Annotated in this window: 14 protein-coding genes; 6 read left to right on the top strand and 8 right to left on the bottom strand. The window is 38.9% G+C overall.

All coding sequences use genetic code 11. The features are described from left to right. Positions 1 to 318: 318 nt before the first annotated feature. Entirely contained in the window at positions 319 to 1,272 is a 954-nt protein-coding gene (gene tal, locus QMF79_RS00190) for a transaldolase (RefSeq protein ID WP_281772284.1), read from the top strand. Between the two features lie 61 nt (positions 1,273 to 1,333). Here the strand turns inward: tal and QMF79_RS00185 are convergent, their stop codons facing one another. After that, the gene (locus QMF79_RS00185; protein WP_005705380.1) at positions 1,334 to 1,597 is read right to left on the bottom strand and encodes a GrxA family glutaredoxin; all 264 of its coding nucleotides are present in this window, start codon (positions 1,595 to 1,597) and stop codon (positions 1,334 to 1,336) included. Between the two features lie 469 nt (positions 1,598 to 2,066). Further along, the gene (locus QMF79_RS00180) at positions 2,067 to 2,759 is read right to left on the bottom strand and encodes a YggS family pyridoxal phosphate-dependent enzyme (RefSeq protein WP_281772282.1); all 693 of its coding nucleotides are present in this window, start codon (positions 2,757 to 2,759) and stop codon (positions 2,067 to 2,069) included. Between the two features lie 66 nt (positions 2,760 to 2,825). On the opposite strand from QMF79_RS00180, the gene QMF79_RS00175 reads away from it, so the two are divergent. Both QMF79_RS00175 and QMF79_RS00170 read left to right on the top strand, forming a co-directional pair. After that, positions 2,826 to 3,362: a KdsC family phosphatase gene (locus QMF79_RS00175; RefSeq protein ID WP_281772281.1), complete on the top strand. Its 537-nt coding sequence runs from the start codon at positions 2,826 to 2,828 to the stop codon at positions 3,360 to 3,362. 109 nt (positions 3,363 to 3,471) lie between these two features. Continuing rightward, entirely contained in the window at positions 3,472 to 4,227 is a 756-nt protein-coding gene (locus QMF79_RS00170; RefSeq protein ID WP_281772280.1) for a TatD family hydrolase, read from the top strand. Here QMF79_RS00170 and QMF79_RS00165 read toward each other — a convergent pair. Both QMF79_RS00165 and asd read right to left on the bottom strand, forming a co-directional pair. Then, positions 4,224 to 5,033, bottom strand: a complete 810-nt coding sequence (locus tag QMF79_RS00165; protein WP_281772279.1) for a Cof-type HAD-IIB family hydrolase — start codon at positions 5,031 to 5,033, stop codon at positions 4,224 to 4,226. The two genes, QMF79_RS00170 and QMF79_RS00165, sit on opposite strands and share 4 nt — an antisense overlap. Positions 5,034 to 5,120: 87 nt before the next feature. After that, positions 5,121 to 6,236, bottom strand: coding sequence for an aspartate-semialdehyde dehydrogenase (gene asd, locus QMF79_RS00160; protein WP_281772278.1), 1,116 nt, complete (start codon positions 6,234 to 6,236; stop codon positions 5,121 to 5,123). Positions 6,237 to 6,421: 185 nt separating this feature from the next. On the opposite strand from asd, the gene sodC reads away from it, so the two are divergent. After that, positions 6,422 to 6,964, top strand: coding sequence for a superoxide dismutase family protein (sodC, locus tag QMF79_RS00155; protein WP_040218962.1), 543 nt, complete (start codon positions 6,422 to 6,424; stop codon positions 6,962 to 6,964). A 117-nt stretch (positions 6,965 to 7,081) separates the two neighbouring features. Here the strand turns inward: sodC and QMF79_RS00150 are convergent, their stop codons facing one another. From QMF79_RS00150 to hslR, 3 genes are all read right to left on the bottom strand, one after another. Continuing rightward, the gene (locus QMF79_RS00150) at positions 7,082 to 8,677 is read right to left on the bottom strand and encodes a carbon starvation CstA family protein (protein WP_281772277.1); all 1,596 of its coding nucleotides are present in this window, start codon (positions 8,675 to 8,677) and stop codon (positions 7,082 to 7,084) included. A gap of 322 nt (positions 8,678 to 8,999) precedes the next feature. Beyond that, entirely contained in the window at positions 9,000 to 9,890 is an 891-nt protein-coding gene (hslO, locus tag QMF79_RS00145; RefSeq protein WP_281772283.1) for an Hsp33 family molecular chaperone HslO, read from the bottom strand. A 75-nt stretch (positions 9,891 to 9,965) separates the two neighbouring features. Beyond that, positions 9,966 to 10,376, bottom strand: coding sequence for a ribosome-associated heat shock protein Hsp15 (hslR, locus tag QMF79_RS00140; RefSeq protein ID WP_281772276.1), 411 nt, complete (start codon positions 10,374 to 10,376; stop codon positions 9,966 to 9,968). Positions 10,377 to 10,488: 112 nt separating this feature from the next. Between hslR and QMF79_RS00135 the strand changes: the two genes are divergently transcribed. Then, entirely contained in the window at positions 10,489 to 11,685 is a 1,197-nt protein-coding gene (locus QMF79_RS00135; RefSeq protein WP_281772275.1) for a Slam-dependent surface lipoprotein, read from the top strand. Between the two features lie 35 nt (positions 11,686 to 11,720). After that, positions 11,721 to 12,485 carry a Slam-dependent surface lipoprotein gene (locus QMF79_RS00130; protein WP_281772274.1) on the top strand — a complete coding sequence of 255 codons (765 nt, stop codon included), beginning with the start codon at positions 11,721 to 11,723 and terminating at the stop codon, positions 12,483 to 12,485. A gap of 45 nt (positions 12,486 to 12,530) precedes the next feature. Here the strand turns inward: QMF79_RS00130 and QMF79_RS10385 are convergent. Next, a partial coding sequence (locus tag QMF79_RS10385) for an IS3 family transposase (RefSeq protein WP_425591866.1) occupies positions 12,531 to 12,598 on the bottom strand: 68 nt, incomplete at its 5' end.

Below are 12,598 nucleotides of genomic sequence, written 5' to 3'. Positions count from 1 at the left end.
TGTGAGGTGCATTATAGAGAAAAATAAAACTCGTGCAAGCACTTTTTGCAAAAAATTTAAAAAAATTTACCAATTGTTTACATTTAAAGCACAAAGGTCGTTTTTATCTCAAACATTGATCAAATTAAAATCACCTGCATTTTCTTATCTAATGCTTTACACTATCAAAGCAATCATCTGACGATTTTTGATTGCATTTAGGATTACTTTTGATTACATTCAGACAAGTGTGATCTATCTCACATAAATGAGAGAAAAAATCAGCTATTATATATAAGCATATTTTCAACAATTCATTAGATAACATTATAGGAAAACATTATGAGCCAATTAGACGCTTTAAGAGAAATGACTGTAGTAGTTGCTGACACTGGTGACATTGATGCAATCAAGCAATACCAACCACAAGATGCTACCACTAACCCTTCTTTAATTTTAAGTGCATCGGCATTACCACAGTATGCACCACTTATTGATGAAGCTGTGGCTTATGCAAAAACAAAAAGCAATGATAAAGCACAACAATTAGTAGATGCAGAAGATAAATTAGCAGTAAACATCGGTTTAGAAATCTTAAAAATCGTCCCTGGACGTATCTCAACAGAAGTTGATGCACGTTTTTCATACGACACAGAAAAAACAATTGCAAAAGCTCGTAAATTAATCGCACTTTATAATGAAGCAGGTATTTCAAACGATCGTATCTTAATTAAAATTGCTTCAACTTGGCAAGGTATCAAAGCTGCCGAACAATTAGAGAAAGAAGGCATCAACTGTAACCTCACACTATTATTCTCACAAGCACAAGCACGTGCTTGTGCTGAAGCCGGTGTTTACTTAATCTCACCATTTGTTGGTCGAATTCTAGACTGGTACAAAGCAAACTCAGATCAAAAAGAATATGCTTCAGCTGAAGATCCAGGCGTAGTTTCTGTTACTTCAATCTACAACTACTACAAACAATACGGCTATAAAACCGTCGTAATGGGGGCGAGTTTTCGTAATGCAGGTGAAATTACCGAATTAGCAGGTTGTGACCGCTTAACTATCGCACCAGCTCTATTAAAAGCATTACAAGAAAACAACGAACCATTAGTACGTAAATTAAACTTTAACGGTGAAGTACAATCTCGCCCTGCACCAATGACTGAAGCTGAATTCTATTGGGAACATAACCAAGATCCAATGGCTGTAGAAAAATTAGCAGAAGGCATCCGTAAATTCGCGATCGACCAAGAAAAATTAGAAACCATGCTTTTAGCAAAACTCTAATTTCTTATTAGAATAAAAAGCAAAAAGTCTAGCAAATGCTAGACTTTTTATTTTGGTTTAACTAAACCTCAATCCCAAACTTCTCTTTCACTAACGCTTGGAAATCAGTGCAACCACCAACGTGAACGTTATCTAAGAAAATTTGTGGCACGGTTTCAACTGGTTTGCCGACACGTGGCACTAAATCTTCTTTGGTAATACCTTCTTCAGGCATATTTACAAATTTAAAATCGAAATCAGATAATTCTGATTTCATTTTTTCCGCTAATGCTTTCGCACGAATGCAATATGGGCAAGTTAAACGCCCGTAAATTTCAACAAACATCGTTACCTCTCTGTTTTTCCTTGTTGTAAGTAATTACATCTTACCCTTTGTAAGCGGTTAAAGCTATCTCCTGAGCACAAATTTTTCTAATTCGACTTGATGGGTAATATAAACCACCAAAGTCTGCAAATGTTACTTTCTTTGTGCCAACTCGCTAAGTTGCTTTGAGCAGACAATAAAGCTATTTCCATCAGTCTTTATTTAATTTGAAAATTAATGAATTGTCAGGGATTGTATAACAAACAGCCACAAAAATAGCGTACAATTAATATTTTTTCCCTATCAATAATTGCTCCGAAGTGGTGATAATAAATTTATCTAAAAAATATTGAACTTTTAGGCATGCTACTAAGTAAGTCAACTTTATTTAATAAAGAATTATTATTAGCAATATTTAAACTATCGACATAGAGCTTTCAATATGTAAAAACCATCTTTAATTCACTCTTTCAAACTAAAACGATATATTTTATACTTTTTGAGAATAATCCCTCTCCCCAAAAATTGCCGTGCCGATGCGTACCATCGTTGAGCCACACTCAATTGCACTTGCCATATCATCTGACATTCCCATTGAAAGCGTATCAACGCTCTCAAACCGTTGTTGCAAGCGGTTGAATAAATCTTTCATTTTGCGTAATGCAATTTTCTGCTGCTCTGGCTCACTTTCAGGCTTTGGGATTGCCATCAAACCGCGCAATTTTAAACGTGGAAACTGGCTAATTTTTTCTGCAAGCGGCAACATATCCTCAGGTAGAATCCCCGATTTTGAGCTTTCATCACTAATATTGATCTGAATAAGCACATTAAGCGGAAGCAAATGCTCAGGGCGTTGTTCGTTCAAACGTTCAGCAATTTTGAAACGATCCATGGTTTGAATCCAGTCAAAATGCTCTGCCACCAAGCGACTTTTATTTGATTGTAACGGTCCGATAAAATGCCACTCCAAAGATTTATTGCCTGAAAAATAGGCGATTTTTTCAATCCCCTCCTGCACGTAATTTTCACCAAAAGCACATTGACCTGCTCTAATGGCTTCTTCAATTGCTTGCACAGGTTTAGTTTTGGAAACAGCTAATAAACGTACATTTTCGCGTTGGTGCTCGGCAGAAATTTGCTCAATTTGTTGTTGAATACGAGATAAATTTTCAGAAATCGACATAATAATTCTCTCTTTTACGTTAACGAGGGCTATAATACAGAAATCATATCATAAAAGGGTAATAAGATGGATTTAACCAATATCAAATTAGTCATTACCGACGTAGACGGTGTCTTAACTGATGGTGGGTTGTACTATACTGCTGAGGGCGAAGTAATGAAACGCTTTCACGTACACGATGGCTTAGGTATAAAAATGTTGCAAAGTTGTGGGATTCAAGTAGCGGTGATTTCAGGTGGTGATCATCCGTTACTCCGAAAACGGCTTGAGGCACTAAAAATTCAATTCGTACATTTAGGTAAAATGGAAAAACGCTCAGCTTGTTTCGATATTATGCAACAAGTGGGAGTAACGCCAGAACAAACCGCTTTTATCGGCGATGATACGCTTGATCTGCCTGCATTTGAAGTGTGTGGCTTGGCAATTGCCACTAAAAACGCCCACGATTATGTGAAAGAAAAAGCAGACTGGGTGCTTACTAAATCGGGCGGAGAAGGAGCGTTTCGCGAGGTATCAGATAAAATTTTAGAGGCTCAAGGTTTCGATGAAATTTTCCGCACTGCAGATGGTTTTTTAACAATTGCGGAGAAGATGACACAGTAGATTCGTTAATTTATGAAAGAAAATGCCCTTCTTTAGCAAAGAGGGAAAATTTGACATAAATGAATACGAAGTACATGCAAGATTAAACCACCTATAAACTAAAGAAAATATGCTTTTTGATACCCACATCCATTTCGATCAACTCTCCACCGAGCTACAACAAAACACGCTAGCAGATCCTAACATTACGGGCGTACTTGCAGTAGCGATAAACCTTAAGAGTAGCCAAACTTTACTCGCATTACAAAAGCAATGCCCGCATAAAATCCATATCGCTTCGGGTTTCCATCCAGAGCAAGCTCTACCAACTGCAAGTGAGCAAGATAAACTATTTTACTGGCTTGCAAAATATCAGCAAAATCTGACCGCTATTGGTGAAGTCGGATTACCGCATTATCTGAAGCGAGAAAATCCAAATTTGGATTACGCCCCTTATTTCTCGTTACTTGAGCGCTTTGTTGCCTTCGCTAAGCAATCAAATTTACCACTTAATTTGCATATTGTGCACGATGACGTGTTACCTACTTTGGCACTACTTAAGAAGTATCAGATTATAAAAGCTCATTTTCACTGGTTTAAAACCGATGAAGCTTCGTTAGCACAATTTTTACAAACACCTTATGCCGCAAGCCTTACGCCCGATATTTTATGGAATCCCAAAACACAACGAGTAACAAAAATATTACCACTTGATCGGTTACTGGTGGAAACAGACAGCCCGTGGCAACACGAAGGATTAGAAGACAAAGCAATTTCTACCCAGCTTGGTGCTGTGGTAGAAAAATTGGCAGAATTGAAAAGATTGACGGTAGAAAAAGTAAAAACACAAGTACTCGAAAACAGCTTGCGTTTTTATGGGCTTTAAATCACCCCTAATTCCTCCAACGCATACAAAATCCCGTCTTCATGAATATCTTTGGTGACAAAATCCGCCAATGATTTGAGTTCTGGCTCGGCATTGCCCATTGCTACGCCAAAACCAACAGTATCCAACATTTCCATATCATTTAAGCCATCACCAAATGCCATTGCATTCTCAATATTAAAGCCGAAATAGTTGATCACATCTAGAATACCACGAGCCTTGGAGTTATCTTTAAGCAAAATATCTACCGCATTTTTATTCCAGCGAACTGCTTTTAAATCTGAGCCCAATACGCCAGCATCTATCACCTCTTGTGTTTGCTCTTCGGGATAATACGCCAACATTTGCACGCTGGAATCTTTAAGATAGAACTTCGGATCAACGATGTAATCTTTAGTAATCGGAGAAGTAGCATTCCAAACTATCTCGCTGTTTTCCGACACAGCAATTGCCTTACGGCTAACAAAAGCGTAAGCAATGCCCAATTTTTCCAGTTTTTCGACCGCTTGTTGAATGCGTTCCACACTTAAGCGGTAGTCTGAAATCTGTTTGCCTTGGTAAAGATTATCTTGCCCGTTAATGGTCACAAAAAGCTCAAAGCCGTTTTCATTCATCAGAGGTTTAAGAGCCTCAGGAAAGCCGTCATAATTTCGCCCTGTGGCAATAGCGGGAATAATGCCCTTTGCTTTGAGGCGTGGAAGTACCTGCTCCGTAATTGAGGTAGGAATACGAGCTTCGTCTTTGATGTAAAGGGTGTAGTCGATGTCGAAAAAGACAATTTTAATGGGGGCTGTTGGTTTTTTCATAAGATGAGTTGAATGATAAAAGCGGTAGAATTTTGTTGAGTATTTGCAAACTGCTCATCAAAATCTACCGCTTGTTGCGAGGAGAAATTATTTAATTAATTGAACCAAAATACGACGTACAGGCTCTGCTGCACCCCATAATAATTGGTCGCCTACAGTGAAAGCAGCTAAGTATTCAGGGCCCATTGCCAATTTGCGAAGTCGTCCTACTGGCACGCTTAATGTACCTGTTACTTTCGCAGGGGTTAATTCGCGTAATGTGGTTTCTTTGTCGTTTGGTATTACTTTTACCCATTCGTTGTGTGAAGCGATGATTTGCTCAATTTCCGCTAATGGTAAATCTTTTTTGAGCTTGATTGTGAACGCTTGGCTGTGGCAACGTAATGCACCGATACGCACGCATAAACCATCCACAGGAATTGGGTTATCACTTAAACCAAGAATTTTGTTGGTTTCTGCATAGCCTTTCCACTCTTCTTTGGTTTGTCCGCTTTCTGGTAATAATTTGTCGATCCAAGGGATTAAGCTACCACCTAATGCCGCACCAAAGTTTTCAGTTGGGAAGCTTTCTGAACGCATTTCAGCCGTCACTTTACGCTCAATATCTAAAATTGAAGAAGCTGGATTTGCTAATTCATCTTTTACTGCGTCGCGTAATAAGCCCATTTGTGAGAGCAATTCACGCATATTTTTCGCACCCGCACCAGAAGCCGCTTGATAGGTTGCAACAGAGATCCATTCCACTAAATCTTTTTCGAATAAACCACCGATTGCCATTAACATTAGGCTTACCGTGCAGTTACCGCCCACAAAGGTTTTCACGCCGTTTTTCAAGCCTTCAGAAATAACGTGTTGGTTCACTGGATCTAACACGATGATCGCATCTTTTTCCATACGAAGGGCAGAGGCTGCATCAATCCAGTAACCATTCCAACCCGCTGCGCGTAATTTTGGATAAACTTCGTTGGTGTAATCGCCACCTTGGCAGGTCACGATAATGTCTAATTTCGCTAATTCTTCAATATCGAAAGCGTTTTTTAACTCGCCTGCATCTTTACCTGCAAATATAGGGGCTTTTTGACCAGCTTGTGAAGTAGTGAAGAAAACAGGGTTGATGTTTGCGAAGTCATTTTCTTGAACCATACGATCCATTAACACAGACCCTACCATTCCACGCCAACCGATAAAACCGACATTTTGCATTGTGTTGCTCCTGAATAATTAAATAAATGTTGTTTTGAGTGATAGCTTGCATAAATACAAGATTTTTGATGAAAATGCAACGTAAAAATACAATGTTTTTGCCGATTACTTTATTCTAGATAAAATAAAACGAAAGTGGTTAGAATATAACCACCGATAACGGTGCTTTTAAAGAGGAAATTAAGATGAAAATCAAAACAGTATTAGCGGTCATTTTAGGCGGATTATTTGCAACTTCTGTGGCAAATGCAAATGAGCCTGCAAAATTAGTAGTGAAAGTGCAACAATTGGATGTACAACACGGCAACAAAGATGTAGGTACGGTTGAAATTACTGAGTCTGCTTACGGCTTAGTGTTTACTCCAAATCTAACTGGTTTAGCAGAAGGTTTACACGGCTTCCATATTCACGAAAACCCAAGCTGTGAGCCAAAAGAGAAAGACGGCAAACTTACTGCTGGTTTAGCGGCGGGCGGTCACTGGAACCCAACCAAAGCGAAAGGTCACGGCTTCCCATGGTCTGACGATGCACACTTAGGCGACCTTCCAGCCTTAACCGTGTTACACGATGGCACAGCAACACAACCCGTGCTTGCCCCACGCTTGAAAAAATTAGATGAAGTGAAAAACCACGCAATTATGATTCACGCAGGCGGCGATAACCATTCCGATCATCCAACAGCACTTGGCGGTGGTGGTGCTCGTATGGCGTGCGGTGTGATTAGATAATATCTTTATCAGGAACAGAAAATAATCAACCCAAAAGGACTAATCCCATAAATTATAGAGCTTAGTCCTTGAATTAACTTTTGAAGGGAGGGTAATTAACTCCCTTCTCTATTTTAACTAATTGGTTTCTGTTACTGTATATGCATCTTCATCACGCTCACCTAATGGTTTAAGCATTGTGAAGAACAATATGATACAAACAATGGTTGTTGCGAAGCCAAGATATACAGAAAGTTGGTAATCTAAGCCAAAACCGATTTTATTATAGAACAAATAAGTTGCACATACGGTTGTAATAAACCACGCTGGAATTGAAGCCACCCAGTGGAATTTATGATAACGATATAAGTATGCGGCTGCTGTCCATAACATGACCATTGCTGTCATTTGGTTTGCCCAAGTGAAGTAACGCCATAATATGCTGAAATCAACTGTGGATACAAAGTAACCTAATACGAACAATGGAACTGCAATATATAAACGTTTTACTAATGAACGTTGATCAATTCCGAAAATCTCTGCTAATTGTAAGCGTGCTGCCCGGAATGCTGTGTCACCAGAGGTAATTGGTAATACAACTACACCTAATACTGCAAAAATACCACCAATGAAACCTAAGAAGTGTAACGAACTATCGTATACTACTTTAGATGGTGAACCTGCAGAGATTGCATCTTGTAACGCTTGTGGGTTTTCATAGAATGCCAAGCCAACCATACACCAGATTAATGCGATAACACCTTCAGTAATCATTGCACCGTAGAAAATAAAGCGACCTTCTTTTTCATTCTCTGCACAACGTGCCATTAACGGAGTTTGAGTTGCATGGAAACCAGATAATGCACCACAAGAGATGGTTAAGAATAAAAGTGGCCAAACTGGAACATCACCTTTCACTTGGAAGTTTTGAGTGAATTTAGCCCAAGTTAAACCTTCGCCATCTGCATTGATAGTACGGAAAAATTCAATTGGATCGGTTGCACTAAAGTGAGCAGAAACTAGCCCATAGACCATTCCTAAAGACATAAAGAGCAATAACGCACCGAATAACGGATAGATGCGACCAATGATTTTATCAATTGGAAGTAATGTTGCGAGAATATAGTAAGCAAAGATGATAAATGTCCAAAGTGAAATAACTGTTGCTTTATCCATACCCCAAACTTTAATCCCCCCCGCTTCAACAGCTTGGTGAACTGCGTCTGCATCACCCAATTGTAATGCACCTTGTGAAGCACCAAATACATCCATTGTGATTGTACCCATCAATTGTGCTGGGCTTGCTACGAATACCACACCCACTAATAAAAGAAGGATAAGTGCCAATGCGTTGATGAATACTTTAACAGGACGACCTAAGAATTTACCCGCCAAATATGGCATTGTTGCACCACCATGGCGGATACTTAACATACCACAGAAGTAGTCGTGCACCGCACCTGCGAAGATACAGCCAAGTACGATCCAAAGCATCGCAACAGGCCCGTATAACGCACCAAGAATAGGACCAAAAATTGGACCTGTTCCCGCAATATTTAATAATTGAATAAGCCAAATTTTCGTTTTTGACATTGGCATATAATCCACACCATCGTTCATTTGATGGGCAGGCGTTTGACGTTTCGGGTTAATTACGAAGATTTTTTCGATAATTTTCCCGTAAATGAAGTAGCCAAGCACCAAAATGGCTACGCAAAAGAAAAACCACAACATAACGTTATCCTAGAATAAAAAAATTAAATTCTGCCTTATTGGCAACTGATAATTCTAGTTATTTGAATATTAAAAGTAAATCGAATCGCTGAAGAGTTTATAGAAAATGTGAGGCGCTTCACATTTTTGTTGAAAAAGTGAAATAAATTTGATTATTGAATAAGAAGAAATGAAAAAGAAGGGCAGTTATTTTTATCTGACGCCAAAAAGTTAGGTTATTTTAAAAGACTGTTTTCAATATGAGCTGCACCTGAAAAGTTGGACTAAACGTCTAACTGATTAAGGTGCAGATCATTATATTTTCTACCCTTATTTATTTACCTTACAGTCCTAACTGATTTAATTTATCCGCTTCTTCTTTAAACTCTTCAATCGCTTTTTTATCGAAGAAATATTGCGTGCCACAACATTCGCATTGCATATCAATCACACCATTTTTTTCGGCTAACATTTCTTCAATTTCTTCCGTTGGCAATAATAAAATTGCATTGCCAGAACGTTCACGTGAGCAGCCACATTTGAATTCGGTATTTTGCGGTTCATAAACTTGCACGTGCTCTTCGTGGTATAAGCGATAGAGTAATTCTTCTGCGGTTAAGCCGAATAACTCCTCATCTTTCACGGTTTCAGTTAAAGTTGCTAAATGCTCAAAATCTTCAGGCGTTCCTGTGCCGTCTGGCATAATTTGGAGCAACATTCCGCCAGCCACCGCTTTGCCTTCATATTTGCCAGTGCGAATCACTAAATGCGTTTGCAACTGCTCGGAACGCACGAAATAATCTTCTAAACATTCGCGAATTGTCGGTTTATCTAAGCCGATCACGCCTTGATAGCGTTCGCCATCGGTTGGAATGATAGAAATCACTAACACACCATTGCCGATCATTTCGTGTAAAGTGGCGGTTTCTGCCACTTCACCTTCTACGCGTGCTAATGCACGTAATTGCTGTTGCTCATTGCCATTTACCACCGCTAATTTTAACGGACCATCACCCTGAATTTGCACGGTAATGGTGCCTTCAAATTTCATTGTTGCGGTTAAAAGGCTGGTTGCGACCAACATTTCGCCCAATAAATTTTGCACTGCGATTGGGTAGTGATGGGTATTTAATGTTTCGGTAAAAGTATCATTTAAGCGTACCCATTCGCCACGCACTGCACGGTTTTGGAATAAGTAGCGATAGAGTTTGTCGTTGTCTTGTTTATACATAATGTTCCTTAAAATAAAAAAAGCCCCTTAAATAAGGGGGAATGAATGTTGCACACAATATGGAGATACTTTTACAAATTACAAGATGTGCTCTTTAAATTTGACTAACTCTCGGCGCTCTTTCTTATTCGGGCGGCGATCTGGATGCGGCATCGAAAGGGCATTTGCCTTACGAGCAAATGCAATCGCTTCACGCTGTTTCACGCTTTTTTCAGTTTCTTGATAGAGCAGTTGTGCTTCTGGCGCACCTCGTCGTTGATCGCTTAATGCCAATACTTCTACTTCTTTTTCTTCATTGCCTTGGCGCAGCTTGATCGTCGCCCCAATTTCCACCGCTTTGCTAACTTTGGCTCTCTGCCCGTTGTAATGCACTTTTCCGCCCTCAATCATTGCTTTGGCAGTCGAACGCGTTTTGTAAAAACGTGCTGCCCAAAGCCATTTATCAAGGCGAATTTCATTATCGGATTGTTCTTGATTATTTTTCTTCATAATTTGACTTACCTCTATATTTCTCGGTTTATATCAATAAGCCTGTTACTATCTTTCCTAAACCAATCTTGTTATAATGTTAAAAATTACATTCATGAAGAATAGGAAATATATGATATTCTCTCTACACAATTCAGCTAAATTCAATTTAACCACATTATCCGTATTAATTTTAACCGCTTGTGGAAGCGGTGGTAGTAACAGTAGCACAAATCACCATGCTACTCCTCAACAGACCTCAAATCAATCCTCTAAAATTCTTCAACCAAAACATTCAGTCCAACCCAATAACGCTCAACCAAACCTACATACTGATAGCATAGCTTCATCTACTCAGCCAAATACTGAGAAACATATGCAATCAACCCCACATACTGATAGCATAGCTCCAGCTATTCAGCCAAATACTGAGAAACATATTCAACCAAACCTACATACTGATAGCATAGCTCCAGCTATTCAGCCAAATACTGAGAAACATATCCAACCAAACCTACATACTGATAGCATAGCTCCATCTACTCAGCGAAATACTGAGAAACATATGCAACCAACTCCACATACTGATAACATAGCCCCAGCTACTCAGCCAAATACTGAGAAACATATGCAACCAAACCCACATACTGATAGCATAGCTCCAGCTACTCAGCCAAATACTGAGAAACATATGCAACCAACTCCACCTAATCATACTGGGGGGTATACTGTCATTAATCGAAGAGATAAGGAAAAAATTCATCCTCTTACTAATATAGATATAAATAAGATCGATATTGATGATGAAAACATTGATATTATGTTAGAACCAAGTGAAGATATTAATTCTCCTTGGACAATTTATTCTCAATCAAATAGAGACATTATCATCTGTTGTGAAAAATATTCCTCTACCCGCTTCGGCATCATCGATTCTCCCAATGAATCTATACCAACCTATATATTCTATAACGGCAAACCAACTCAAAGTATGCCATTAGGAAAAGCATCTTATTCAGGTGAAGTAATCGGCGGTATTGGAGAATATAATAAGAAGACAGGATATAACTCAGGTATATCAAAATTTGATGTCGATTTTGGTGAGAAAAAATTAAAGGGCACTTTAACCATCAAAAACATTAAACCTGTTCATATTGATGCTAATATTCAGAATAATACATTTACAGGTATAGCTACTTCAGATGCTTTTAAATCAGATACAAAAGTTGAAGTACAAGGTAAATTCTTTGGTGAAAACGCTAAAGAGCTTGGAGGTATTGCCGAATCTCATGATTACAATTTTGGTGCTGCATTTGGTGCTAAAAAATAATAATTTTACTTACCTTTAATCTTAAGAGGATCATAATGATGTTATTTTCTAAACAAATTGCAAAATTTAGCGTAACTACTTTAGCTGCATTTACATTGGCGGCTTGTGGGAGTAGTAATTCTGATAGCTCAACTACTACAACAACGACAACGCCACCAAATGTAAGCCCAAGCCAGCCACAAGCGTCCCCAAAAGTAACAGGGGAGGCAATCACTATCTCTGGTATGGATCATCCAGTTCTTAAAATCAGTAAAATAGAAGGTTACACCCCATACAAATTGAATGTAGACGGAACAGAACTAACCATTGGTGGACCTGGAATTAGTTCAGGCAGCTGGCTAACACTTCGTGATGCAAATCACGAAACGATGGTTGTTGCATATAAAAATAGTAGTTTCGGAGCTATCAGAAGCCAACATGAGAATGCCAAAGATTACCTATTTTATAACGGTAATCCAACAGCCAATATGCCAACTACGGGCACTGCAAGCTATGAAGGGCGTAGTATTCTCTCTGCTGCCAACATAGAAAGCGATGATGACTACTTAAAAGGCACGTCTCGTCTTAATGCCAACTTTGCAGATAAAACCTTAACAGGTTCATTGAACTTTAATGAAGCAATAATCAACGTGAACTCCCGTATTTCAGGTAATAGTTTCACGGGTTCAGCAAACTCTTTTGCTTTAATTGGAACTGGAAAAGTAGAAGGGAAATTCTATGGAAATAATGCTAAAGAACTTGGGGGAATGGTTAGCGCTGGGAACCAATGGGGAGCAGCTTTTGGGGCGGAGAAGAAATAACCCCACTTAGCAAACATGATCTGCCCCCAAAGTTGGACAGGTTAGTTAACTTAAATACTGAGCTCGGTATTGTACTGGGCTCAATCCTTTGAAACCAAGTTTAATTCGTTTTT

Source organism: Pseudohaemophilus parahaemolyticus, from assembly GCF_938021905.1.
GTDB lineage: Bacteria > Pseudomonadota > Gammaproteobacteria > Enterobacterales > Pasteurellaceae > Haemophilus_A > Haemophilus_A parahaemolyticus_B.
The sequence above is the reverse complement of the archived record's forward strand: the minus strand, read 5'-3'. Positions and strand labels throughout refer to the sequence as shown.

Coding starts and splice junctions, on each gene's coding strand:
- QMF79_RS00170 (WP_281772280.1), top strand. CDS start 3,472: ATGCTTTTTGATACCCACATCCATTTCGATCAACTCTCCACCGAGCTA.
- QMF79_RS00130 (WP_281772274.1), top strand. CDS start 11,721: ATGATGTTATTTTCTAAACAAATTGCAAAATTTAGCGTAACTACTTTA.
- asd (WP_281772278.1), bottom strand. CDS start 6,236: ATGCAAAATGTCGGTTTTATCGGTTGGCGTGGAATGGTAGGGTCTGTG.
- QMF79_RS00135 (WP_281772275.1), top strand. CDS start 10,489: ATGATATTCTCTCTACACAATTCAGCTAAATTCAATTTAACCACATTA.
- QMF79_RS00165 (WP_281772279.1), bottom strand. CDS start 5,033: ATGAAAAAACCAACAGCCCCCATTAAAATTGTCTTTTTCGACATCGAC.
- hslR (WP_281772276.1), bottom strand. CDS start 10,376: ATGAAGAAAAATAATCAAGAACAATCCGATAATGAAATTCGCCTTGAT.
- QMF79_RS00150 (WP_281772277.1), bottom strand. CDS start 8,677: ATGTTGTGGTTTTTCTTTTGCGTAGCCATTTTGGTGCTTGGCTACTTC.
- sodC (WP_040218962.1), top strand. CDS start 6,422: ATGAAAATCAAAACAGTATTAGCGGTCATTTTAGGCGGATTATTTGCA.
- QMF79_RS00180 (WP_281772282.1), bottom strand. CDS start 2,759: ATGTCGATTTCTGAAAATTTATCTCGTATTCAACAACAAATTGAGCAA.
- QMF79_RS00175 (WP_281772281.1), top strand. CDS start 2,826: ATGGATTTAACCAATATCAAATTAGTCATTACCGACGTAGACGGTGTC.
- QMF79_RS00185 (WP_005705380.1), bottom strand. CDS start 1,597: ATGTTTGTTGAAATTTACGGGCGTTTAACTTGCCCATATTGCATTCGT.